This window comes from Nonomuraea sp. NPDC003727 (assembly GCF_053586935.1).
In genome coordinates this window covers 906988-930292 of the sequence record NZ_JBSFNE010000001.1, presented here as the reverse complement: position 1 = coordinate 930292, position 23305 = coordinate 906988, and the positions used below count along the sequence as shown (strand labels likewise).

Sequence of the window (23305 nt, the reverse complement as noted above, 5' to 3'; positions counted from 1 at the left end):
GTGACCCGGTGGTGGGGGACATCGGCACTCGGGCAGGCCGCCGGGCGAGGGAGCGTTGACGGCTCGGACCTCGCCGACAGGCGCTGGAGCGGTGAGACGCACGGACGGCTGGGGCTCGATCGTGTCGTGCCGATCGGCATGTTCCGGGATACCGGTCCTGCGATCCGCGCGGAGCCGTTGATCAGAAGGGCCGGCGCCCGTCAGGCAGGGGCCGGGCGTCCGTCGGTCGAGACGCGGTGATCCGGAGAACGCGAGCGTGAAGGCGCCTTCGCGGGCAAGGTGAGCGACCGCCGATGTCGGGGGGAACGCTTCAGGCGGGCGCGGGCAAGGTGAGCGACCGCCGGCGTCGTGGGGGACGCTTCAGGAGGACCGCGGTCAGGGGGACAGGCGGGCGCGGGCGGCGGCCGCGCGGTGGTCGCTGGAGGGCAGGGTGGCGGCCACCCGTTCCAGCACCTGGGGGTCGTCGCGGCCGTTGGTCGTCTGCGCGTACGCCCACAGGTCGTCGGCGGTGCCGCCGGTGAGGAGGCTGGCGCGTACCTGCACCTCGAGCTCGTCGCGCGCGCACCGGATCTCGGGCGACTCGGAGCGGGGCAGCAGCGGCCCCGTGTAGGCGCGGGCCACGGCGGCGGGGTCGTTGCCGCCGAGCAGCCGCTTCAGTTCGAGGAAGTCGGCGGCCACGGGGACGAGCAGCCGGTACGGCTTGGCCGCGACCGCCCCGCCGAGCTGGGCGCGCAGGCGGTAGATCTCGGCGCGGATGGTCGCGGGGTTGCCGTCGTCGCCGTAGAGGTGACAGGAGAGCTGCTCCGAGGTGAGGCCCCGCGGGTAGAGGGCCAGCAGGGTGAGGATCTCGGCGTGTCGCAGGGAGACGGTCATCGTGTGGTCGCCGTACCGGACCGTGGGTTGTCCTTCGCCGAGGAAGGTGAGCCGCAGCGGCAGCGCCTCCGGCCGTTCGCCAGGGAACAGCAGGTACCCGTCGAAGAACGGTTCGAGGATCCCGTCGGGGCAGACCGTGGTGCCGGGTTCGGGGAGCCGGATGCGGGAGCCGAGCAGGCCGCCCGGGTCGCCGGACAGGACCCGCCCGGTGGCGGTGACCAGGACGCCGGAGCGCCGCATGAGGGAGTCGTAGCGTCGGCGCAGGCGCTCGTCGCGTTCGTGCATCATGAGCGCCAGCTGCGCCTCGGCGAGCTTGGCCGTGGTGTCGACCAGCGCGACGGTGGCGGGGTGGAGGCTGCGGGTGGTGCCGCTCACGTCGACGCAGCCGAGGACGCCGCCGCTGTCGGGGTCGAGGATCGGCGCCGAACTGCACGACCAGCAGTGGAGCACGCGCAGCAGGTGCTCGGCCGAGTAGACGTGGACGGGTCTGCGGGTGGCGAGGGCGGTGCCGATGCCGTTGGTGCCGACGGACATCTCCGACCAGTGGTGCCCGTCGGCCAGTCCGACCAGGTCGGCGCGGCGCATGGTGCCGGAGTCGCCGTCGCGCCACAGGATGCGGCCCTCGGCATCCGTCACGATCATGATGTGCGCGGACTCGTCGGCCATCCGCTTCAGCGTGTGCGCGAGCATGGGCAGGACGGGTTGAAGGGGATGCGCCTGGCGGACGTCCTTGATGAGAGAGCCGTCGTAGACCAGCGGCGCCGCCTGGCTCTCGGGGTCGACGCCGGCCTCCATCGAGCGCTGCCAGGAGGCGTTGATCAGCTGGCGCGGCGCACCGACCCCTGTCTCCAGGATCCGGCGTAGCCGCCGACCGTAACTCATTGGCCACTCCAGGTAGTCATGCTGTACGGCGAAGCATCCGTGTTATCACCTCTCTCGCGCAAGCCGTTCGGGGGATTGCTCAGGGTGATTGATCGCTCGCAACGTGTGTGCAACGTTGTGGGCGCTAGCTTCCTCCCATCACGCCGGCGTGGCGCGGCCGCTCCTGTCGGCGTGATGGCCGGGTCCCGGACGCTGGAGGGGGGCTGGGACCCGGCCATGACGCCGCGATCGTCGACAAAGTCGAAACGCATGTGCCCACCAGTACATGTCGGCGCTCAGACACCGTAGGCTCGTGACAGTTATGAACGCGGAGCCGACGAGGAGCGCACGAAGGTGAACCCAGGGGATGTCAACCTGCAGCAGCTGCTGGAGCAGGCTCAGCTCATGCAGCAGCAGCTCGTGAGCGCCCAGCAGGAGCTCAACGATGCGCAGATCGAGGGCTCGGCCGGGGGCGGTCTGGTCACGGCTGTCGTCAACGGATCTGGTGAGCTGCTCGAGCTGAAGATCAATCCGAGCGTCATCGACGCCGACGACCCGCAGGACACCGCCGACACGATCGCCGACCTGGTCATCGCGGCCGTTCGCGACGCCGTACGCGCGGCGTCCGACCTGCAGCAGGAGAAGCTGGGCCCGCTGGCCCAGGGGCTCGGCGGCGGTGGTCTCGGCCAGCTTCCAGGGTTCTAGGCCATGTACGAGGGGGTCGTCCAGAACCTGATCGACGAGCTGGGGATGCTCCCGGGCGTCGGTCCCAAGAGCGCGCAACGGATCGCCTTCCACCTGCTGGCGGCCGATCCCGTGGACGTCAAGCGGCTGGCCCACGCGTTGCTCGAGGTCAAGGAGAAGGTCCGGTTCTGCCGCGTGTGCGGCAACGTCGCCTCGGAGGAGGAGTGCCGGATCTGCCGCGACGCGCGGCGCGACCCCCATGTGATCTGCGTGGTGGAGGAGTCGAAGGACGTCGTCGCGATCGAGAAGACGCGCGAGTTCCGCGGCACCTACCACGTGCTCGGCGGGGCGATCAGCCCGATCGACGGCATCGGCCCCGACGACCTGCGCATCCGTGAGCTGATGACCCGCCTGGCCGACGGCCGGGTGACCGAGCTCATCCTCGCCACCGACCCCAACCTCGAGGGGGAGGCGACGGCGACCTATCTCGCCCGGCTGGTGAAGCCGATGGGCGTGAAAGTGACACGACTGGCCAGCGGCCTGCCTGTGGGCGGTGATCTCGAGTACGCCGACGAGGTCACCCTGGGCCGCGCGTTCGAAGGACGGAGGCTGCTGGATGTCTGATCAGTGGAGCGCTCTCGCCGACGAGATCGCAGGGCACGCGCAGAACTATCTGGACGGCCTGAGCAGGGTGGCGGGCGGCGAGGGCGGCGACGCCATCTGGTCGTTGCTGCTCGTCGAGGTGGCGCAGGTGAGTCTGGCCGGCGCCCAGCTCGGCGCCAGCCAGGACATCATCCTGTCCGGCAACTGGGAGCCGCCGCTGAGCGAGGACCCCGACGTCGACGGGGTCCGTACGGCGCTGGCCGAGCGGATGGAGGCGGTCGACGACTACGTCGAGGTGTTCGACCCCTACAAGGACACCGCCGTCACGCCGTACCGGCTGTCCGACGACCTGACGGCGGTGGCCGCCGATCTCATCCACGGCCTGCGTCACTACCACGCGGGGCGGCCGCTGGAGGCGCTGTGGTGGTGGCAGTACTCCTACTTCAACACGTGGGGCAACCACGCGGGCGCGGCCATGCGGGCACTCCAGGCGCTCGCGGCCCATACGCGCCTCGATGTGGCTGAGGAGGCCCTCTCCAGCTGAATGTCCACATAGTGGGCTTTCCACCCGGGTGCATGAGAAGGCGCCAGTAGACTGGCAGCTCACAGTCCAGACTGGGAGACTCTCGTGGCGCTCGTTGTGCAAAAGTACGGTGGTTCATCCGTCGCCGACGCGTCCTGCATCAAGCGGGTCGCGCAGCGGATCGTCGCGACGAAAAAAGCCGGCAACGAGGTCGTGGTCATCGTCTCCGCGATGGGTGACACGACGGACGAACTGCTCGATCTGGCCGAGCAGGTGTCGCCGCTGCCTCCTGGCCGCGAGCTCGACATGCTGCTGACCGCGGGCGAGCGCATCTCGATGGCCCTGCTGGCGATGGCGATCGCCAACCTGGGCCATGAAGCGCGCTCGTTCACCGGCTCCCAGGCGGGCGTGATCACCGACTCCACGCACGGCAAGGCGCGCATCATCGACGTGACGCCGAGCCGTATCCGCGAGGCGCTCGACGAAGGCCAGATCGCGATCGTGGCCGGGTTCCAGGGCGTCTCTCAGGACACCAAGGACATCACGACGCTGGGCCGTGGCGGTTCCGACACCACGGCCGTGGCGCTGGCGGCGGCCCTCGAGGCCGACGTCTGCGAGATCTACACCGACGTCGACGGCGTCTACACCGCCGACCCGCGCATCGTGCCGCAGGCGCGGCAGATCCCCAGGATCTCCTACGAGGAGATGCTGGAGATGGCCGCCTGTGGGGCGAAAATCCTGCACCTGCGCTGTGTCGAGTACGCTCGCAGGTTCAACCTGCCGATCCACGTGCGCAGCTCATTCAGCACCAAGGAAGGCACGTGGGTCGTGGCCGACCCTTACACCGAAGGAACCGAGATGGAGCAGCCGATCATCTCCGGCGTCGCACACGACCGGAGCGAGGCCAAGATCACCGTTGTCGGGGTTCCCGACAAGGTCGGAGAGGCTGCCGCCATCTTCAAAACGCTGTCCGAGGCCGAGATCAACATCGACATGATCGTGCAGAACGTCTCGGCTGCCGCGACCGGCCGTACGGACATCTCCTTCACGCTTCCCGCGGCGGACAGCCAGACGGCGCTGTCGGCGCTCAAGCGGATCCAGGCCCAGGTCGGATTCGAGTCGCTGCAGTTCGACGACCAGATCGGCAAGGTGTCGCTGATCGGCGCGGGCATGCGCTCGCACCCCGGCGTCACCGCGACCTTCTTCGCCGCCATCGCGGACGCGGGGGTCAACATCGAGATGATCTCCACCTCGGAGATCCGCATCTCGGTGATCGTGGGGCAGGACGGCGTCGACGCGGCCGTGGCCGCGGCGCACCGCGCCTTCGACCTCGACTCGGACCAGGTGGAGGCCGTGGTGTACGGAGGGACAGGACGATGAGCAAGCGACCCACTCTGGCCCTGATCGGGGCGACCGGTGCCGTGGGCACCGTGATGCGCGAGCTGGTCTCGACCCGTGAGGACATCTGGGGCGAGATCCGTCTCGTCGCCTCCGCCCGCAGCGCAGGCAAGGTCCTCCAGGTCCGCGGCGAGGACGTCGTCGTCCAGGCGCTCGCGCCCGAGGTGTTCGACGGCGTCGACATCGCCATCTTCGACGTCCCCGACGAGGTGTCGGCCACGTGGGTGCCGATCGCCGCGGAGCGGGGCGCCATCGCGATCGACAAGTCCGGCACGTTCCGCATGGAGCCGGACGTCCCGCTGGTCGTCCCCGAGGTGAACCCGCTGGCCGCCCGCACCAGGCCGCGCAACATCATCTCGACGCCCAACTGCACCACGCTGTCGATGATGGCGGCGATCGGCGCGCTGCACGCCGAGTACACGCTGAAGGAGCTCGTCGTCGCCTCCTACCAGGCGGTGTCCGGCGCCGGCGTGGCGGGTCCCGCGCGGCTGTACGACGAGGTCGAGGCGCTGGCGGGCGACCGTTCGATCGGCCAGACGGCCGGTGACGTGCGCAAGGCGCTGGCCAACAAGCTCGAGGCCGACTCGCCGTTCCCCGCGCCGATCGCGTTCAACGTGGTGCCGTGGGCGGGCTCGTACAAGGACGGCGGCTGGGCCTCCGAGGAGCTGAAGCTGCGCAACGAGTCGCGCAAGATCCTCGGCATCCCCGACCTGAAGGTCTCCGCCACCTGCGTGCGGGTGCCGGTCGTGACCACCCACTCGCTGGCCGTCCACGCCCGGTTCGAGCGGGAGATCACCGTCGCCGACGCGCACCGCATCCTGGAGGCGGCGCCGACCGTGGTCCTCATGGACGACCCGGCCAACGGCGTGTGGCCGACCCCGGTCGACGTGGTGGGCACCGACCCGACCTACATCGGCCGGATCCGCCAGGCGATCGACTTCCCGAACACGCTCGACATGTTCGTGTGCGGCGACAACCTGCGCAAGGGCGCGGCCCTCAACGCGGCGGAGATCGCCGAGCTGGTGGCCACGGAGTTCTGACCCGCAATCTCCCGAGAAACCCCCGGCCCGCCGGGGGTTTCTCCGTTTCCACAGGTCTCCTTCCTGTACGGCAAGCAGTGCCCCGTTTCCCGCCGAGCGGGGCCGCGTAGCGCGCCGGTGGTCTCCTTCCTGTACGGCAAGCCATTCCACGCGCCTCCGTGGTCACCGGCTGACGCCCGTCGAAGGGACGCTCCTCGTGCGGCGCCCCTTGCCCGCCGCCACGGACCACCCTGACGGACGACCCCTGATAGACGACTGGACGGACTTCTGGGCCGCCCGGTCGTGGGCCGTCCCCTGCGCGCCGTCCCACGTTGTTCGACGGGTGCCGTTGCGGCGGGGGCCGGAGTCCTGCTGGGCGGCGCGCCCGCGACGGACGGGACCACGCGCCCACGGAGGCGCCAGACCGGCTTGCCGTACAGGAGGGGCGCCGGACCGGCGGTGTTACTCATGAGGGGCGCCGGACCGGCGGTGTTACTCATGAGGGGCGCCGGACCGGCGGTGTTACTCATGAGGGGCGCCGGGCCGGCGGTAGTGCTCAGGAGGAGGGGGCCCGGCCGGCGGTGTTGCGCATGACGGGCGCCGGGCCTGGTAGGAGGGGAGCGGTCACGGGAACAGGATGTCCCAGTGGTCGGACTCGCCGGCGAAGACGGTGCCCGTCTCCGAGCGGTACAGCGTGGCGCCGTCGGAGCGCACGCCCGCGCTGGGATATGTCTCGGTGATGTACCGGTCGATGCACTTGTTGTGGCTGATGTCGAGCTTGTAGCCGGCCCCGTGGCTGTACCGGCCGGGTGCGTGCCCCGCCTCGGTGCCGCCGGTGACCATGATCTTGCACCCGCTGGCCCGCTTCAGGTCGATCGCCCCGGTGACCGTGGCGGACCTGACGGACTGCAGCGACGTGCATGTGCGGTTGTTCTTGTCGGTGCAGTTCCCGCTGGACTTCCAGCGCAGACCCGCCGACGTGAGACGGTCCATGGCGAAGGTGTGAGAGACGCGCATCGTCCCGCGCGGCATGGCCCGCGACAGGTCGACCTTCGGCTGTTCCGCGGCGCCCGTGTACCAGCGGGCGATCCGGATCACGCCTTCCAACGCGTATGTTCTGATGATCGGCGGGCGCGCCTCGACGACGTCCTCTTCGACGGTCGAGCCGGGCCGGACCGGAGCTGCCGAGGCGGCAGCCGACAGCACGATGATGCAGGTCTGTATGGCGATGAGCGCGGCGACACAGAGCCGCACCAACCAACGTATCCACATGTGATGGCCTTTTTTCGCGGAGATGCCCTTCCGCCCGAAGGGTTCAATCCCACGATTCGGCGCCGGTGATCCCTCCCGTGCGCCGATCTTTACCCTGTGGCGGTGATCACCGTGCGGCTCCATGACCTCACGGGGCCGACTAACGTAAAGTGACGAGCGTGTCCGAACCCCGAACCCGAGGATCGGAGAGCACCCGAGAGCTCATCGTCGAGACGGCCTTGCGCCTGTTCAGGGAACGCGGCTTCGATGCGACCACGATGCGGGCCATCGCGGCGGAGGCGGGGGTCTCCGTGGGTAACGCCTACTACTACTTCGCCTCCAAGGACGAGCTGGTGCAGGCGTACTACGACCGTGCCCAGATCGCGCACGAGGAGGCCTGCCGCGAGCTGCTGGCCTCCGAGGCGTCGTTCGCGGCCAGGCTGACGGGCGTGCTGCGGGAGTGGGTGCGGGTGTCGGAGCCGTACCACGAGTTCGCGGTGAAGTTCTTCAAGCACGCGGCCGAGCCCACCAACCCGCTCAGTCCCTTCAGCGCCCAGTCGACGCCGGCCCGCGAGGCGTCCATCGCCATCTACCGGCAGGTGGTCGAGGGCGCGCGCGACCGGATGGACGCCGAGCTGCGCGAGGAGCTGCCCGAGCTGCTGTGGCTGATGTCGATGGGGATCGTCCTCTACTGGGTGCACGACACCTCGCCCGGCTGCGCGCGCACCTACCGGCTGATCGAGGTGAGCGTGCCGCTCGTCGACCGGCTGGTCGGTCTGTCGAACCTGCCCGGCCTGCGCGGCATCACCAAGGACTTCATCGCGGCGGTGCACGAGCTCAGGGCGTGACCCCGTGTCGTCGCGGCCGTCGCGCAGCGATGCGCCGCCAGTGGCATACCGTCTGGTTGGTATGGTCCTGTGTACCGACCGGACCCCCGCGGGAAGGCTTGCGATGACCCGGAACCTGGGCATGACGATCCCCTTCTTCGACCGCTCCCTCGCCGCCGCCAAGGCGCTGATCGCCGAGCTGCCGGAGCTCGGCTACACCGACATCTGGTCGGCCGAGGTCGCCGGCGCCGACGCGTTCGTGCCGCTCGCGATGGCCGCCGAGTGGGCGCCCGGGGTACGGCTGGGCACCGCGATCGTGCCGGTGTTCACGCGGGGGCCGGGGCTGCTGGCGCAGTCCGCGGCGACGCTGGCCGACCTCGCGCCTGGCCGGTTCGTGCTCGGCATCGGCTCCTCCTCGCCGGCGATCGTGGAGCGGTGGAACGCGGTCGAGTTCGGCAAGCCGTACGCCAGGACGCGCGACACCTTGCGCTTCCTCAGGAAGGCGCTGGCGGGGGAGAAGGTGTCGGAACGGTACGAGACCTTCGAGGTGCAGGGCTTCAGGCTGGAGCGGGCGCCGGAGGTGGCGCCGAGGATCGTGCTGGCGGCGCTGCGTCCCCGGATGCTCCACCTGGCCGCCGCCGAGGCGGACGGCGCGATCACCAACTGGCTGTCCCCCGAGGACGTACGGCGGGTGCGGGCCGAGGTGGGCGGCTCGACCGAGCTGATCGCGCGGATCTTCGTCTGCGTGAGCGAGGACGCCGACAGGGTGCGCGAGACGGGCCGCCGGATGCTGGCCGCCTACCTGACGGTTCCCGCCTACGCGGCCTTCCACGACTGGCTGGGACGGGGCGACGTGCTGCGGCCCATGCACGAGGCGTGGGCGGCGGGGGACCGCCAGGCGGCGCTCAAGGCGATCCCCGACGAGGTGGTGGACGCGCTGATCGTCCACGGCGACGCGGCGACGTGCCGGGCGCGGGTGGGGGAGTACGTCGCCAACGGGCTCGACACGCCGATCCTGGCACCCCTCCCAGGGGACTTGCCGATCCCCGAGGCGGTCCACGCCCTGGCGGGGTGACCCGCCCGTTCGCGCGGCACGTCCTGAGAGGCGGCGACCCGCCCTTCGCGCGGCTGTCCACGTCCTTGACGCGGCGACCCGCCCGTCGCGCAGTGGTCCACGTCCTGAGCGGCGGCGACTCGCCGGTCCCTGAGCGGGCGGGCGGCGCCGGGCGTGGTGGCCGTCGATCCGTGCTTGCTTGGGCCGGCGGTGCCCTGGTCCGGCGGTCCTGTGGCGCCAAGGGGTGTCCTGGGCCCGGTGAACGGCTTCTGGCGGTTCGCGGGGTTCCGTGCGGGCGCCGGGCGGGGGAGGGTGGGGGCGGCGACGTTCGCGGCGGGAAGGAGACATGGGTGGACGAGGTCCTGAGGCTGGACGCGGTCGGGCAGGCGCGGGCCGTGCGGGAGGGGCGGGTGAGCCCCAGGGAACTGGTCGAGGCCGCCATAGCGACGATCAGGGCGCACGACGGCGAGCTGAACACCATCGTCCACCCGCGCTTCGAGCGGGCGCTGGCCGAGCTGGACGACCTGCCCGAGGACGCCCCGTTCCGCGGGGTGCCGATCCTGGTGAAGGATCTCGGCTGGGCGCAGGCGGGCGAGCCGTACAACGCGGGGTCGAGCACGCTCGACGGCGTCGAGGTGGACGCCGACGCGCACGCCGTGACCCGCCTGCGGCAGGCGGGCTTCGTGATCCTCGGGCGGACGAGCACGCCCGAGTTCGGCACCACGATCACGACCGAGCCCGTGGCGTACGGGCCCACGCGCAACCCCTACGATCTCGCCTACTCGGCCGGCGGCTCGAGCGGAGGGTCGGCGGCGGCGGTCGCGGCGGGCATGGTCGCGGTGGCGACGGCGAGCGACGGCGGCGGGTCGATCAGGATTCCGGCCAGCCTCTGCGGGCTCGTCGGGCTCAAGCCGACGCGGGGCCGCGCCAGTCACGGACCGGGCGAGGGCGAGGGGTGGAGCGGCATGTCCGCGCTCGGGCTGGTCAGCCGTACCGTCAGGGACACCGCCGCGGTGCTCGACCTGATCACCGGCTACGTGCCCGGCGACCCCTACACCGCGCCCGCGCTGCCGGGTCCGCTCGCGCACGAGGTGGACGTGGAGCCGGGCCGGTTGCGGATCGGGTTCGCCCGCGAGCATCCCCGGCCGGACGTGCCCGGCGAGCCGGAGCTGGCCGCGGCCGTGACGGGCGCGGCGACGCTGCTCGAGAAGCTCGGGCACGAGGTGGAGGAGAGCTGGCCGGCCGCGCTCGGCGACGCCGACTTCCCCTCCTACTTCGGCGGGATCGTGGCCGGCAACGTGGCCGCCGAGCTGGAGAGCATCGGCAGGTGGCGGGGCAGGCCGGTGGAGCTGTCGGAGCTGGAGCCGCGCAACCGGACCATGGCCGAGGCCGGGCGCGGGCGCAGCGCGGTCGACCACATCGTCGCGATGCGCTGGGTGGACCGCTACCGCCGCCGGATGGCCGCCTGGTGGGACGGCCACGACGTGCTGCTGGTGCCCACGCTCGGCATCCCGCCGTACCCGCTGGGGTGGTTCCCTCCCGACGACCTGAGCACCTCGTTCGGCCGGACGGGGCCCGCCGTCGCCTTCACCTCGCCGTTCAACGCCACGGGGCAGCCGGCGATCTCGCTGCCGCTGCACCGGACCGCGGCGGGGCTGCCGGTCGGCGTGCAGTTGGTCGCCGCGGCCGGCCGGGAGGATCTCCTCGTGCGGCTGGCCGCCCAGGTCGAGCGGGCCCACCCGTTCGTGCACGCGGCGCTGCGGCACTCGTGAGAAACGTGGCTGTTCAGGCTGCCGCGCCGGCGGATGAGCGCTTTCTCGGCAGTCCGGCGGCCACGATTCTGATGCGTAGGAACCCAAGCGCCGGGTATTGCGTTATATCGCGAAGAGGAGGTGCTCGTATGGTCAAGGCATCGAGGGCCGCGGCGGCCTGGAAGACGTACCGCGAGGTGAGCAAGCCCGGCACGCCCGGCGTGCTGACCAGGGTCAGGGCCATCCCCCGCCTGATCGGCGGCGTGATGCGCGGCGACTACGAGGGCATGGGCAAGGGCAAGCTGGCCATGATGGCGCTCGGCCTGGTCTACATCATCTCGCCGATCGACGTGATCCCCGACTTCCTGGTGCTCCTCGGCGTCGCCGACGACTTCGGCGTGTTCCTGTGGCTGATGGCCTCGATGCTGGGGGAGAGCGGGCGGTACGTCGAATGGGAGCGCAAGCGCCTCGCCGGTCGGGCCGAGCGACCCTAGCCCCGTCCCGGCGGCCGATCCCTTTTCATGCGCTGGTGTCCACCGCGCCGCCGCTGCCGGGGCGGCGCGAATCCTGAGACGTAAGCGCAGGCCGCACCGGCCTACCGGGCAGGGGTGGAGGCCGGGGCGTGTAGGGGCCTGATCGCATCGTGAACATCTCATGGCCGGGTCATGGCGGGTGGTTCTCCGGCATGACGCCAGGTCTGCCGCAGAGTGGAGGCCATGGTTTCGCGTAGATCAGTGCTCATATGCGGGCTTGCCGGGGGCCCCGCGATCGCCACCGCCGGCGCGATGGGCGGCATGTGGGCCACCGCCGGCCGCCGTACGGAGGAGCAGGCGGCCTTCGTCAACAAGCTGGCCATACCGCCGCTCGCCCGCTCGCATCACGACAGGCAGGGCCGGCGCGTCTTCGACCTGCGGGCCGCCCCCGGCACCATGCAGTTCAGGCCGGGGGCGCCTACCGCGACGTGGGGGCTCAACGGACCCTTCCTCGGGCCGACGCTGCGTGCCAGGCGCGACGAGACGGTGGTCGTCAACGTGCGCAACGACCTGCCCGAGGCCACCACCATGCACTGGCACGGCATGCACGTGCCCCCCATGATGGACGGCGGCCCCCACCAGCTCATCTCGCCGGGGACCACCTGGTCGCCGACCTGGACGATCAGGCAGCCGGCCGCCACCCTCTGGTACCACCCGCACCCGCACGGCAGGACCGCCCGCCACGTCCACCACGGGCTCGCCGGGATGTTCATCATCGACGAGACCGAAGCGCTGGCCCTGCCGCGCCGCTACGGCGAGGACGACATCCCCGTCATCATCCAGGACAAGCGGCTCAACGCCGACAACCAGCTCAACGAGGAGATCCCCACGGTCGGCGGGATGGGCGTCCTCGGCGACCTCATCACCGTCAACGGCACCGTCTCCCCCTACGTCGACGTGCGGTTCAAGCGGATACGGCTGCGCATCCTCAACGCCTCCAACTCCCGCTTCTACAACATCGGGATGGCCGACGACCGTTCGTTCGCGCTCGTGGCGACCGACGGCGGCCTGCTGAGCGCCCCGCTCGACACGAACCGGGTGCAGCTGTCACCGGGCGAGCGCGCCGAGATCGTCGTGTGCCTGCGGCCCGGCGAACGCCTGCCGGTCGTCAGCTACCGGTCCGACCTCGGCATCCACATCGGCGACCAGCGTTTCGCCGGTGGCTCTGACGTCCTCGAGATCCTCGAGCTGCGCGCCGCCACGGACCTCAACCCCTCGCCGCCGCTGCCCACCACGCTCGGCGAGCGGCCCGAACTCGACGCGTCCTCGCCCGCCGCCGTCCGCACGTTCGAGCTGGCCAACTTCGCGATCAACGGCCGGCTCATGGACCCCGGGCGGATCGACATCGGGGTGGCCAAGGACACCGTCGAGGTGTGGGAGGTCGCGAACCTCGACGAGATGCCGCACAACTTCCACGTGCACGACGTCCAGTTCCTGATCCTGTCGGTCGACGGCGGGTCGCCACGACCCGAGCTGAGCGGCTGGAAGGACACCTTCTACGTGAAGCCGCGGACGAGGGCCCGGATCGCGATGCGCTTCCGGGACTACACCGATCCCCGCAGCCCGTACATGTACCACTGTCACATCCTCTGGCACGAGGACCAGGGGATGATGGGGCAGTTCGTCGTCCTCGGCCCGGGCGAGAAGCCCGGCACCCTGCCGCAGGCCCACGCCCACGGCTGACGCCCGGACCTCACGGGAGGACCCCGCTCTCCTCGGCGGGAGCGGGCGGTGCTGCCCGAGCGCCGCCGGCGTCCGCTCTTCTGGACGGGAGCGGGCGGTCCTGCCCGAGCGCCGCCGGCGTCCGCTCTTCTGGACGGGTCCTGCCCGAGCGTCGCCGGCGTCCGCGGCGGGTGGCGAGCCGCTAGCAGAAGGCGCTGCCGAAAGTCGCGTGCAGGTGGGCGTTGCGGACGGGCGTGGTGGCGGCGCCCGTGACGTACACGGTGGCCGCGCGCCCCGCCCGGTCGCGCCCGCTGACCACGCTCACGCCCGGCAGGTCGCATGGCGACGACTCTCTCGCGGCCGGTGTCCCTACACAGTCACGCGTCCACCCCTGACGCGGTAGGGCCGGCCCCACCGTCGGCGGTCGGCGTTCCGGGGCCGGGGAGCACGTCGATGTCGCCCGCGTGCATCGGCCGGTCGCAGACCGCGCAGTGCAGCTCGACATGGCTGATCTCGCCGCACGCCTGGTGCCGGTAGAGCACCGGCGGTCCGGCTTCGCCCGCCGTCCACCGGTCGCCCCAGCGCACCATCACCAGCAGCAGGTCGCACAGCTCCAGCCCCTTGGGCGTGAGGACGTACTCGTGGCGCGGCGGCCGGGCCGAGTACTCCCGCCGCTCCAGCACGCCGTTCCCGACCAGCCATTTGAGCCGCTCGGCCAGCACCTTCCGGGAGATGCCGAGGTTGTCCTGGATCTGGTCGAAGCGGGTGATGCCGACGTAGACGTTCCGCAGGATCAGCGGCGACCACGGCTCGCCGATCACGTCCAGTGTGCGGGCGATCGAGCAGGCCATGTCGCCGAACGAGGTGCGCTGCATGGGGCCAGTCTAGAGGGAATAGTTCCCTCAGGGAACTCTCTCTGTTACCGTCCTGCCTATGGGTTCCCTGAGGGAACGCATCGATCGAGGGAAGAGGCCTGTGATGTCCGAGACAACGCCCACCGCCGAGCTCCTGTTCAGCCCCGCTGACGCCACGCCGATCAGCACCGACGAGTCGACGGTGAAGCCATGGAGCCAGGCCAGGCAGTGCCTGGAGACGGCCCCGAAAGCCTGGCTGTCGACGGTACGGCCCGACGGCCGGCCGCACGCCATGCCGGTCCTGCTGGCCTGGCTGGACGGCTCGGTCTGGATCTCCACCCGGCCGGCCTCCCGCAAGGGCAGGAACTTGGCCGGCAACCCGCACTGCGTCATCACGGTGGCGGACCCGACCCTCGACCTGGTCGTCGAAGGCACCGCCCGACGGGCCACCGACGAGGCCACCATGCGCCGCGTGGCCGCCGCGCTCAAAGCCAAGTACGACTGGGACTTCATCGTGCGGAACGGCTCGGCCTACGAGGACGACCTGCCGGGATCGCCGGAGTACGGCTTCTTCGAGATCACCCCGACGCGCGCGTTCGGCTACGGACCGGACGGGCTGACCGCCACCCGCTGGCGCTTCCCCTGAGCATGCCACGGGGCCTGACGACGAAGCCGAGATCGGGCGCACCACGAAGATGCCCGAACATGTCCAGCGTTCGACCTGTTTGCCGAGCCGCTGGGCTGCCAGGCGAGTGCCGAGCCGCCAAGATGGACGGCTGTGCGCAAGATCCTTCTCGTCCTCGTTCCGCTGCTGGCCGGCTGCAGTGGCGTGACCACGCCGGCAGCGGCCCCTCCCGCCCGGCCTCAGCCCCGGCCGAAGCCCACGGTGGAAGTCCGGCATGACTCCCGCTGGCGGATCACCAGGCGCGGCGCCGAGCACGAGATCGAGGGCTACGCCGACCGGGTGAGCGTGCTGGCGGGCGAAAGGTTCCGGCTGCGGGTCTCCACCACCGCGCCGAGCTTCGTCGCCAGGGCCTACCGGATGGGCGCGAAGCCGTACCGGGTCTGGCAGTCCGGCAGGACCGCAGGCGTACGGCAGGCACCCGCGACGACCGTGCGGGGCACCGTCACGGCCGCGAACTGGAAACCCTCGCTCACCGTCGACACCGGGGGCTGGCCCGAGGGTGCCTACCTGATCAGGCTGGACGCCTCCACCGGAGGGCAGCGTTATGTCCCGATGACCGTGCGCTCCGCCTCCACCGCTGGCCGCGTGGTGCTGGTGAACGCGGTCACCACCTGGCAGGCCTACAACCTGTGGGGCGGGCGCAGTCTGTACGAGGGGCCGGGCGGGTTCGCCGGGCGCTCACGGGCGGTCACCTTCGACCGGCCCTACGACACCACGGGCGCGCGGCTCTTCCTCGCCTTCGAGAAGGACGCGATCGAGGTGGCCGAGCGCAGCGGGGTGCCGCTGGCCTACCTCACCAGCCTCGACCTCAAGCCCGGCGTCCTGGACGGCGCCCGCGCCGTGGTGTCGCTCGGCCACGACGAATACTGGTCGCCCGCCATGCGCACGGCCGTCACCCAGGCCCGCGACCATGGCGTGAACCTCGCCTTCCTCGGGGCCAACGCCGTCTACTGGCGGATCGGGCTCCACGGCAGGACCGTCGAGTGCGACAAGGAGCGCGAGTGCGCGCTCTGGCGGGACTCCGCGGCGGAGAGCGCCCTGGTCGGGCAGATGTACGACTGCTTCCCCGCTGACGCCGCCTACGTGGTGCGTCAGCCGCACCACTGGATCTACCAGGGCACCCGCGGCACGCGCTTCACCGGACTCGTGGGCCCGGAGACCGACAGGGTGTCGGTGAAGTCGCCGAAGAACGTCAAGGTGCTGGCCGAGTCGCCGGTCGACTGCGGTGGCCGGGCGACCACGGCCCACACCACCTACTACACCGCGCCCAGCGGGGCGGGGGTGTTCGCCTCCGGCACCATGCGCTGGGTCTGCGGGATGCGGGGAAGGCGGTGCGGGCACGGAGTGACCGACGCCGCCTCCGCCTTCACCCGTCGTGCCACGCTGAACATCCTGACCAGGTTCGCCGAGGGGCCCGCCGGGTCGGGTCACGCACGTAGTTGATCGGAGGGCTCGCCGCCCGCCGCGCAGCCCTCATGTTCTCCACCGAGATGACGCCTCAGAGCTGTTCCATGCGGAGCCAGGCGCGTGAGGGCAGGGGGTGGCCGAAGAGGCGGGAGGCGTTGCCGTAGGCGACCCTGGCGATGTCGGCCGGAGGCAGGGTGCCGAGGTTGCGGGCGACCGCCTTCTGGGTGTCGGGCCAGGTGGAGTCGGAGTGCGGGTAGCCGCTCTCCAGCAGCACGTGGTCGAGGCCGACGGCCAGCCGTACCCCGGAGAGGGCGTGGTCGTCGAGCGTGCCGAAGAAGAAGTTGCGGCGCAGGACCTCGCTGGGCTTGAGCCCGCCCTCCCACAGCGCCTCGGTGCCGACGGGGTGGTCGAGGGCGTAGTCGGCGCGTTCGGCGAGCATCGGCAGCCAGCCGACGGCCCCCTCGACGATGAGGATGCGCAGCTTGGGGAAACGCAGCGCGATGCCCGACCACAGCCAGTCGGCGCAGGCGAACATGGCGCTGGCGGGCATCAGCGTGGTGATCGCCTCGATGGGCGTGTCCGGGGAGGGCACGGGCGACCAGGAGGAGGCGCCGGTGTGCAGGCACACGACGGTGCCGGTCTCCTCGCAGGCGGCGAAGAACGGGTCCCAGTGGCGGGTGTGGATCGACGGCAGCCGCAGCCGGGTCGGGAACTCGGGGAAGACGACGGCCTTGAAGCCGCGGGCGGCGTTGTCGCGGATCTCCTTGGCGGCCACCTCGGGGTCGGGCAGCCACGGCAGCTGCAGGCCGATGACGCGCTCGGGGTAGGTGCCGGCCCAGACGTCGATGTGCCAGTCGTTCCACGCTTTGACGAGGGCGAGGCCGAGCTCCTGGTCGCGGGTCCTGGCGAACGGCATGCCGGACTGCCCGGCGAGCATGCCGGGGAAGCACAGCGCGGCCCAGATGCCGGCGGTGTCCATGTCCTTGATGCGGGCCTCGATGTCGAAGCAGCCGGGACGCATGTCCTCGAACCTGACGGGGTCGAGGGTCCACTGCTCGCGCGGCAGGCCGGCGCCGACGTCGAGCCCCGCGCAGGGGTAGGTCGCTCCGCCGTACCGCCAGACCTGGTGACCAGCCTCGGTTTCCACCACCTTGGGCGCCAAGTCGGCATATTTCGCCGCGACGCGGCCCTCGAAGATGTCGGGAGGCTCGATCAGGTGATCATCGGCGGAGATGATCACGTAGTCGCGCCGCCTCGGCTCGGGGTCGGGAAGGAGCGGCGTAGTCACGCAGGCAACCGTACGACGTGCGTATCACGTCGAACAAGCTGAGCGGTCACCTGTTGGTATCGGGCCCTTACCCGGGATCACCGGGAAGGCCGGTGATCCCGGGCTCGGGCTCACCCGATGAGGGTGCCGTGGGTGAACCCTCCGCCGCACTACCCAGGAGTACGGCACGCAGTCGCCCGATCGTGGATCGATCGATGTCGAGCACGTCGGCGCAGTAGCCCTCGACGGAGCCGTGCCGCTCGTACAGGTCGCGGAGGAACAGCCGCATCGCCCCGGCGGGCGCCATGCCGAAGCCCTCCCACATCGGGACGTGGGCGTGCCTGGTCCGCCAGTCGGCGATGAAGCGTTCGGTGGCCAGGCCGGTCAACGCGTAGTCGGCGACGATGTCGTCGTCCCCGACGCCGATGAGCGACAGCACGAGCGCGGTGAGGACGCCGGTGCGGTCCTTGCCGGCCGCGCAGTGCACCACGACGGGGGTGTTGCCGGCCTCGGCGACGGTCTCGAGGGCGAGCCTGAGCCGGTCGCCGCCGTCCTCGCTGATCTCCAGGTAGCGGTCGGCGAGAAACCTCGCGACGCCGCCGGCGGGATCGTAGGTGGTCATGTCCCACCGGCGGCCCTCGAGGGGCAGGTTGTGGTAGGCGAGGCCGTCGGATTCGGGGACGCGTCCCGAGCGCTCCACCTCGAAGGGGTGGCGCAGGTCGATCACCGTGCGGATGGCGAGCGCCTGGAACCTGTCGAGATCGTCACCCGTTAGCCAGCCGAGGGAGTCCGCGCGGTAGAAGCGCTTCCACCGCACGACCCGCCCGTCCCGGGCGACATATCCACCGATGTCGCGAAAATTGTGGAGCCGCAGGAAGTCCAGGTGCCGCGTCACCCCCCTCACCTTAGTCGGGAGATCTCGGAGATCCGGGGAGACATGGAGAGCCCCTCAGGCGTCAGGCCCGCGTGGCGAGTCGTCGGATCGGCCGCCAGGACGCTGCTCCTGGTGACACTGCTGTGGGGAGCGACCCTGGTGGCGCTCAGCACGGTCGCCGCCGAGGGCACGCCAGAGCAACTGCGGACCGCCCTGCACCGGCCCGACACCGTGGTCCTGGTCAAGGACACCGGGGAGTTGCGCTGGTCGACCGGCCCGCTCGGATGGCGGAGCCTGTACCCGGACGGCAGGGCCGCCATGGACGCCGCCTTGGCGGCGGCCGAGGAGCGCGGCGTCACCGTGGTGCGCGCGGACCGCGACAGGTGGCCGCCCGAGTGGTTCGAGGACGTGCCCGCCCGACATGGCGTGCTGGTACCGCTGGCCTGGTCGGTCACGCTGCTGGTGATGCTGGCGAGGTCCAGGCCGCGCTACGCCACCCGCTGGGGCTGGTTCTGGCTGTTCACCGTCGGCGGCGTCGGCGCCCTGCTCTACCTGGTGATGGAGCCGCAGCCCATCTGGCGGGCGCTGGACGACCCGCTGCCGCCGGGGGGCTCACGCCTCGATGGTGTCGGTGCGTTCCTGGTGGCCTTCGCGGTCGCCGTCGTCACCGGCGTCGGCTTTTTCGGCGTCGCGTCGCTGTTCGGCTGACCTGTCCTTCGCCTCGCGCCTGATCATGAGCAGCCAGCCGCCGACGGCCACGCCGATGAACAGCCACCACTGCACGCCGTACGCGAAGTTGAGCCCTCCGCCGGCGCCCACGTCGGGTGGCGGTACGGGCTCGGGCGCGGGCGAGGTGCGCGGCTGCTGCTCGGTGAGCGACACGTACCCGCCCACCAGCCGGTACGGCAGGCCCTGCCCGACGGCGTCGCTGTTGATGAGCAGCACCTGCCCCGGGGGCAGCCCCCCGCGGTTCTTGATGCCGCTCGACTCCTCGGTCTCGCTGGTGCGTAGCCTTCCGGTGACAGTTACCTGACCCGAGGGGGCGGGCGGCACCTCGGGCAGCGCGTCGGCCGTCGCGCCCGCCTTGACCCAGCCCCGGTTGACCAGCACCGCCTGGCCAGGGCTCGTGACCAGCGGGGTGAGGACGTAGAAGCCGAGCTGGCTGTTCTGGGTACGCCTGCGGACCAGCAACGCGTGGCCGGGGTCGTAGGTGCCCTGGACGGTGACGGTCCGGTAGCGGTCGCCCTCGGCGACGGGCCGGCCGGGGGCGACGAGCTCGCCGATGGGCACGGGTCTGGCCTCGAGGTTCCTGGTGACGACGTCGCTGTTGGACGAGCGTTCCTCGTACCGCCCGAACTGCCATTGGCCCAGCAGCACGAAGGCGGGAATGACCAGCAGCACCACCACGTGGAGTGCCAGCCACCTGGGCGTCAGGAGGAACCGGTACACGTCCCTAGGGTAGGCACTGCCCGCACCGGTCCGGCACCGAACCCGGGACAACTCGCCTGGTCATGGTCTACCGTCGGCATTTGTCGCCTTTCCCCCTTCAGGAGCCGTATCTCTCCATGGTCCTGCTCGCCGCGTCCCCCGCCGTCTTCCCGAAGGTCGGCCAGCTCGTCCGCCATGCCGCGCCCAGGGTCCTGGAAAACATGATCATGCCGGTCGCCTCCTTCTACCTGGGCATGATCGTCAGTGGGCCGATCGGCGGGATGGCCGCCTCGGCGCTCTGGGTCTACGGTGGGCTCGCGCTGCGCCTGATATGGCGCGTTCCAGTGCCCGGGGTGGCTCTGCTGGCGGTCCTGACGCTCACCGTGCGGACCGTGGTGGGGATGATGTCGGGCAGCGCCGTGCTCTTCTTCCTGCAGCCCACCCTGGGCATCTTCTGCGTGAGCGCCGCCTTCTTCATCAGCCTGCGCGGACGCAGGCCGCTGGCCGAGCGGATCGCGAGGGACCTGGTGCCGTTGCCCGACCACGTCGCCGCCCATCCGGGGATGCGCCGCTTCTTCGTCCGCCAGTCGCTCCTCTGGGGGTGCGCGCAGCTCGTCAACGGCTCCTTCACACTGTGGATGCTCCTCCACGAGGCGCTGGAGACCTTCCTGGTGGTCCGCACCGCGGGGGTCGCCGTGCTGCTGGGCGGCACGGCGCTCTGGTCGATGCTCGACCTGCGCAGGACCCTAGGCGCTCTGCAGCTTCGCGCCTGAGCCCGGCACCGCCGTCACCTCGCGGGGGCCGGCGACCTCGTGGCCGTCGGCGCATCTGAAGTGCTGTTCGAGCAGGGCACCGCAACCCCGGTGGGTGAGCACCACGGGCGGCCCCTCCTCGTCGGCCAGGTACGTGTCGCCCCAGTGCATCAGCGCGACGAGGATCGGATAGAGGTCGCGCCCCTTCTGCGTGAGGCGGTACTCGTCGCGCTGGCGCTGGCCCGGCTCCCGGTAGGGCTCCTTGCGCAACAGCCCCTCGTCGACCAGCCGGTTCAGCCGCGCGCTCAGCACCTGCCTCGGCGCGCCCGTGGTCGCCTGCATGTCGGCGAAGCGCCGCACGCCGCTGAACGCCTCGCGCAGCACCAGGAAGGTCCACTTCTCCCCGACGATGCCCAGGGTCCGCTCGATCGAGCAGTTGTCCACCCGGAAGCGCACGTTCATAGCTGAAGAGTACTTCGACGAACGCCTGAGTCCAATTGACAGACTCAGCTGCCGCGCGGAATGCTGAGTCTGTGATTGGAACTCAGATCCGCCAGGCCGGGCCGTACGACGAAGAACGGATCAGACGCTTCCTGGCGGGCCTGTCGCTCCACACGCAGACGCTGCGCTTCTTCAGCGGGATCCCCTCGCCCAGACCCAGCCTGATCAGGGCGTTGCTGGCGGTCGACGGCCAGCGGGACGCGATCGTCGCCGAGTACGACGGCGAGATCATCGGCCACGCGATGAGCTATCGGGGCGGCGTCGCCGACGTGGAGATCGCGATCGTGGTCACCGACGCGTGGCAGGGGTGCGGTCTCGGGAGAAGGCTGATCGGCACGCTTCTCGGCAGGGCGGCCGGCCGCGGCGCGACCACCGTCGGCATGGACGTGCTGGGCGACAACAGGCGGGTGCTCCGGATCATCCGGCGTATCTGGCCGGATGCCACGATGAAGGTCTCTTCCGGGTGTGTTGAGGTAACCGCTATGATCCAACCGGCCGCGGTATTTGCGGAACAAGGTTCTGTTGGACCACCATTGACCTCGTGAAGAGTGCCAAGAACGGACGCGACGGCCGTACCCGCATCATCGAGGGCGCCCTTCGCCGCTTCAGCCAGGACGGGGTCTCGGCCACCACGCTGGCGAGCCTGCGCGAGGAGAGCGGCGTCAGCGTCGGCAGTTTCTACCACCACTTCGCCAGCAAGGAACACGTTTTCGGCGTGCTCTACGCGGAGATCCTCAACGCCTACCAGCAGGCCTTCGTCGCCGAGCTGGTCAGCCACGACGACGCCCGCGCGGGCATCGAGGCGGTCGTCGCCTTCCACATGCGCTGGGCGGGCGAGCACCCCGAGCGGGCCAGGATCCTGGTCAGCGAGCGCCCACCGCGCAAGAACGAGCCGGGCGGCCCCGAGGCGGCCGAGGCGCGGCGCGCCTTCTTCCGCCAGGTCGCCGAATGGTGGCGCCCGCACATGAAGAACGGCCTGCTCCAGCCGGTCGCTCCGACCATGTGCTACGTGCTGTGGCTCGGCCCCGCGCAGGAGATGTGCCGCCTGTGGTTCGCCGGCGCCCACACCCCCACCGAGGACGAGATCAAGGGGCTGGGTCAGGCGGCCTGGCAGAGTCTGCGGCAGAGCGACAGGGAGCAATGATCCCGGCACCCTCTGTGGTGTTATTGTCGCGATTGTGAGACGACCGCGCGTGCTCCTCCTGACCGGCCTGCCGGAGCCCGCTCTCGCGCGGCTCCGCGAGGTGGCCGACGTCGTCGAGGTGGCCGACCGGCCACCTCTCGGCTTCTCCGACGAACAGCTGGCCGACCTGGTCATCGAGACCGGCGCCGGTGTGCTCCTCACCCACCACGACCAGGTCCGCACCTCCGTCCTCGACCTGCCCGTCGACGTCGTCGCCTGTACGGGCGACCTCACCGCGATCGACGTCGCGCTGGCCGCCGAGCGCGGCGTGACGGTGCTCCACGACGGCGGCCAGGACGCCGACGCGGTCGCCGAGCTCACGCTGGCGCTGCTGTTCGCGGTCAGCAGGAACATCGTCGCCGCCGACCGGGAAGTACGGCGGGGCACGGTCAGCCGCAAGCGCGTGCCGGCCGCCGAGCGCCATCGCGGCTCGCGGCTGTCCGGCCGTACGTTCGGCATCGTCGGGCTGGGCCGGGTGGGCAGGGCCGTGCAGTGGCGGGCGGAGGGGCTGGGCATGCGCGTGATCGCGTGCGACCCCTACGTGCCCGAGGCCACCCACTCGCTGTTCGCGTTGCTCGCCGAGGCGGACGTGGTGTCGCTGCACGTGCCGCTGACCGCCGAGACGCGGGGGTTCGTCGGCCCGACCGAACTGGCCGCCATGCGCGAGGGGGCCATCTTCCTCAACACCTCGCGCGGCGCCCTGCACGACCTGACCGCCCTGGTCGAGGCGCTGCGCTGGGGACGGCTCGGCGGGGCCGGCCTCGACCACTTCGAGGGCGAGTGGCTCGACCGCTCGCATCCGCTGACCCGGCTGCCCAACGTGGTGCTCACGCCGCGCCTCGGCCAGGCCACGGGCGAGACGGCCGGGGAGCGCGCGGCGTCGGTCGTCGACGACATCGTCAGGCTGGTGCGCGGGGAGCAGCCCGTGCACGCGTGCACGCCGGTGGAGGCGTGGATCATCGTCTAGGAACGTGCCAGTGGCAGCGGTCGAGGGAGATGTCGAGCGCCACCTCGCACCGGTGGCGGCGCAGACCGGGGACGCGTACCCGGTCGTGGACGTCGAACCGGCCGTGCCTGGCCGCGCCGAAGCCGAGCTCACCGGTGAAGACGCGCAGGTCATCGCGGTTGCCGCAGGTCGGGCAGGTCCAGATGACGCGGTCGAGGCGGCGGTCGTAGTCGGAGCAGGCGCTGAAGTAGTCGTCAGGCCTGAACCGGGACTCGCAGGCGAGGCAGGGAAGCAGCATCGGTTCCGTTCCTCTTGGCACACGGGTGGGGCAGAAGGAGTATGACAGACGTAACTGTACGATTACCGTGA

Annotated in this window: 26 protein-coding genes; 17 read left to right on the top strand and 9 right to left on the bottom strand. The window is 70.9% G+C overall.

Annotation, left to right across the window (positions count from 1 at the left end; translation table 11 throughout):
• Positions 1-375: 375 nt before the first annotated feature.
• Positions 376-1755: a GAF domain-containing protein gene (locus tag ACWDLG_RS04530; RefSeq protein ID WP_449915910.1), complete on the bottom strand. Its 1380-nt coding sequence runs from the start codon at positions 1753-1755 to the stop codon at positions 376-378.
• 333 nt (positions 1756-2088) lie between these two features.
• Between ACWDLG_RS04530 and ACWDLG_RS04525 the strand changes: the two genes are divergently transcribed.
• The 5 genes from ACWDLG_RS04525 (at position 2089) to ACWDLG_RS04505 (ending at position 5982) form a co-directional block, all read left to right on the top strand.
• Complete coding sequence (locus ACWDLG_RS04525; protein WP_354919065.1) at positions 2089-2439, top strand: YbaB/EbfC family nucleoid-associated protein; 351 nt, start codon at positions 2089-2091, stop codon at positions 2437-2439.
• Positions 2440-2442: 3 nt separating this feature from the next.
• On the top strand, positions 2443-3042 hold the full coding sequence (gene recR, locus ACWDLG_RS04520; protein ID WP_358132984.1) for a recombination mediator RecR: 600 nt from the start codon (positions 2443-2445) through the stop codon (positions 3040-3042).
• On the top strand, positions 3035-3565 hold the full coding sequence (locus tag ACWDLG_RS04515; protein WP_449915905.1) for a DUF5063 domain-containing protein: 531 nt from the start codon (positions 3035-3037) through the stop codon (positions 3563-3565). The genes recR and ACWDLG_RS04515 overlap by 8 nt, the downstream gene beginning before the upstream one ends.
• Before the next feature lie 84 nt (positions 3566-3649).
• Positions 3650-4924 (top strand): aspartate kinase, encoded by a 1275-nt coding sequence (locus ACWDLG_RS04510; RefSeq protein ID WP_354921164.1) that lies wholly within the window; start codon positions 3650-3652, stop codon positions 4922-4924.
• Complete coding sequence (locus ACWDLG_RS04505; protein ID WP_449915902.1) at positions 4921-5982, top strand: aspartate-semialdehyde dehydrogenase; 1062 nt, start codon at positions 4921-4923, stop codon at positions 5980-5982. The genes ACWDLG_RS04510 and ACWDLG_RS04505 overlap by 4 nt, the downstream gene beginning before the upstream one ends.
• A 603-nt stretch (positions 5983-6585) precedes the next feature.
• Here the strand turns inward: ACWDLG_RS04505 and ACWDLG_RS04500 are convergent.
• Entirely contained in the window at positions 6586-7356 is a 771-nt protein-coding gene (locus ACWDLG_RS04500; RefSeq protein WP_449915899.1) for a hypothetical protein, read from the bottom strand.
• 35 nt (positions 7357-7391) lie between these two features.
• On the opposite strand from ACWDLG_RS04500, the gene ACWDLG_RS04495 reads away from it, so the two are divergent.
• From ACWDLG_RS04495 to ACWDLG_RS04475, 5 genes are all read left to right on the top strand, one after another.
• Positions 7392-8060 carry a TetR/AcrR family transcriptional regulator gene (locus ACWDLG_RS04495; RefSeq protein WP_354921155.1) on the top strand — a complete coding sequence of 223 codons (669 nt, stop codon included), beginning with the start codon at positions 7392-7394 and terminating at the stop codon, positions 8058-8060.
• 103 nt (positions 8061-8163) lie between these two features.
• A complete protein-coding gene (locus ACWDLG_RS04490; RefSeq protein ID WP_449915897.1) occupies positions 8164-9114 on the top strand; it encodes an LLM class F420-dependent oxidoreductase in 951 nt (316 codons plus the stop codon).
• A 329-nt stretch (positions 9115-9443) separates the two neighbouring features.
• Positions 9444-10865: an amidase gene (locus ACWDLG_RS04485; RefSeq protein ID WP_449915896.1), complete on the top strand. Its 1422-nt coding sequence runs from the start codon at positions 9444-9446 to the stop codon at positions 10863-10865.
• 128 nt (positions 10866-10993) lie between these two features.
• Positions 10994-11338 (top strand): YkvA family protein, encoded by a 345-nt coding sequence (locus tag ACWDLG_RS04480; protein WP_449915894.1) that lies wholly within the window; start codon positions 10994-10996, stop codon positions 11336-11338.
• A 222-nt stretch (positions 11339-11560) separates the two neighbouring features.
• Entirely contained in the window at positions 11561-13060 is a 1500-nt protein-coding gene (locus ACWDLG_RS04475; protein ID WP_449915892.1) for a multicopper oxidase family protein, read from the top strand.
• A 181-nt stretch (positions 13061-13241) separates the two neighbouring features.
• Here ACWDLG_RS04475 and ACWDLG_RS04470 read toward each other — a convergent pair whose 3' ends face one another.
• Together ACWDLG_RS04470 and ACWDLG_RS04465 are read right to left on the bottom strand one after the other, a co-directional pair.
• Complete coding sequence (locus ACWDLG_RS04470) at positions 13242-13364, bottom strand: hypothetical protein (protein WP_449915889.1); 123 nt, start codon at positions 13362-13364, stop codon at positions 13242-13244.
• 52 nt (positions 13365-13416) lie between these two features.
• Positions 13417-13914: a winged helix-turn-helix transcriptional regulator gene (locus ACWDLG_RS04465; RefSeq protein ID WP_449915886.1), complete on the bottom strand. Its 498-nt coding sequence runs from the start codon at positions 13912-13914 to the stop codon at positions 13417-13419.
• Between the two features lie 103 nt (positions 13915-14017).
• Between ACWDLG_RS04465 and ACWDLG_RS04460 the strand changes: the two genes are divergently transcribed.
• Entirely contained in the window at positions 14018-14539 is a 522-nt protein-coding gene (locus tag ACWDLG_RS04460; protein WP_449915883.1) for a pyridoxamine 5'-phosphate oxidase family protein, read from the top strand.
• A gap of 132 nt (positions 14540-14671) precedes the next feature.
• Positions 14672-16021 (top strand): N,N-dimethylformamidase beta subunit family domain-containing protein, encoded by a 1350-nt coding sequence (locus ACWDLG_RS04455; protein ID WP_449915880.1) that lies wholly within the window; start codon positions 14672-14674, stop codon positions 16019-16021.
• Between the two features lie 55 nt (positions 16022-16076).
• Here the strand turns inward: ACWDLG_RS04455 and ACWDLG_RS04450 are convergent, their stop codons facing one another.
• Together ACWDLG_RS04450 and ACWDLG_RS04445 are read right to left on the bottom strand one after the other, a co-directional pair.
• Positions 16077-17273, bottom strand: a complete 1197-nt coding sequence (locus ACWDLG_RS04450; RefSeq protein WP_354921128.1) for an amidohydrolase family protein — start codon at positions 17271-17273, stop codon at positions 16077-16079.
• Positions 17274-17340: 67 nt separating this feature from the next.
• Positions 17341-18147: a tyrosine-protein phosphatase gene (locus ACWDLG_RS04445; RefSeq protein ID WP_449915876.1), complete on the bottom strand. Its 807-nt coding sequence runs from the start codon at positions 18145-18147 to the stop codon at positions 17341-17343.
• 42 nt (positions 18148-18189) lie between these two features.
• On the opposite strand from ACWDLG_RS04445, the gene ACWDLG_RS04440 reads away from it, so the two are divergent.
• A complete protein-coding gene (locus ACWDLG_RS04440) occupies positions 18190-18834 on the top strand; it encodes a hypothetical protein (RefSeq protein WP_449915874.1) in 645 nt (214 codons plus the stop codon).
• Here the strand turns inward: ACWDLG_RS04440 and ACWDLG_RS04435 are convergent.
• On the bottom strand, positions 18739-19575 hold the full coding sequence (locus ACWDLG_RS04435; protein ID WP_449915872.1) for an SURF1 family cytochrome oxidase biogenesis protein: 837 nt from the start codon (positions 19573-19575) through the stop codon (positions 18739-18741). The two genes, ACWDLG_RS04440 and ACWDLG_RS04435, sit on opposite strands and share 96 nt — an antisense overlap.
• Before the next feature lie 80 nt (positions 19576-19655).
• Between ACWDLG_RS04435 and ACWDLG_RS04430 the strand changes: the two genes are divergently transcribed.
• On the top strand, positions 19656-20327 hold the full coding sequence (locus tag ACWDLG_RS04430) for a VC0807 family protein (protein ID WP_449915869.1): 672 nt from the start codon (positions 19656-19658) through the stop codon (positions 20325-20327).
• Here the strand turns inward: ACWDLG_RS04430 and ACWDLG_RS04425 are convergent.
• Entirely contained in the window at positions 20301-20768 is a 468-nt protein-coding gene (locus ACWDLG_RS04425) for a winged helix-turn-helix transcriptional regulator (RefSeq protein WP_354921119.1), read from the bottom strand. The genes ACWDLG_RS04430 and ACWDLG_RS04425 overlap by 27 nt on opposite strands.
• A gap of 71 nt (positions 20769-20839) precedes the next feature.
• On the opposite strand from ACWDLG_RS04425, the gene ACWDLG_RS04420 reads away from it, so the two are divergent.
• From ACWDLG_RS04420 to ACWDLG_RS04410, 3 genes are read left to right on the top strand one after another with little or no spacing between them, the layout of a single operon-like run.
• On the top strand, positions 20840-21352 hold the full coding sequence (locus ACWDLG_RS04420; RefSeq protein ID WP_449915867.1) for an N-acetyltransferase family protein: 513 nt from the start codon (positions 20840-20842) through the stop codon (positions 21350-21352).
• Positions 21349-21951 carry a TetR/AcrR family transcriptional regulator gene (locus ACWDLG_RS04415; RefSeq protein WP_354921113.1) on the top strand — a complete coding sequence of 201 codons (603 nt, stop codon included), beginning with the start codon at positions 21349-21351 and terminating at the stop codon, positions 21949-21951. Before ACWDLG_RS04420 ends, ACWDLG_RS04415 begins: the two co-directional genes overlap by 4 nt.
• A 34-nt stretch (positions 21952-21985) precedes the next feature.
• Positions 21986-22957, top strand: coding sequence for an NAD(P)-dependent oxidoreductase (locus ACWDLG_RS04410; RefSeq protein ID WP_449915865.1), 972 nt, complete (start codon positions 21986-21988; stop codon positions 22955-22957).
• Here the strand turns inward: ACWDLG_RS04410 and ACWDLG_RS04405 are convergent.
• Positions 22947-23234 carry a hypothetical protein gene (locus tag ACWDLG_RS04405; protein ID WP_449915863.1) on the bottom strand — a complete coding sequence of 96 codons (288 nt, stop codon included), beginning with the start codon at positions 23232-23234 and terminating at the stop codon, positions 22947-22949. The genes ACWDLG_RS04410 and ACWDLG_RS04405 overlap by 11 nt on opposite strands.
• Between the last annotated feature and the right edge of the window lie 71 nt (positions 23235-23305).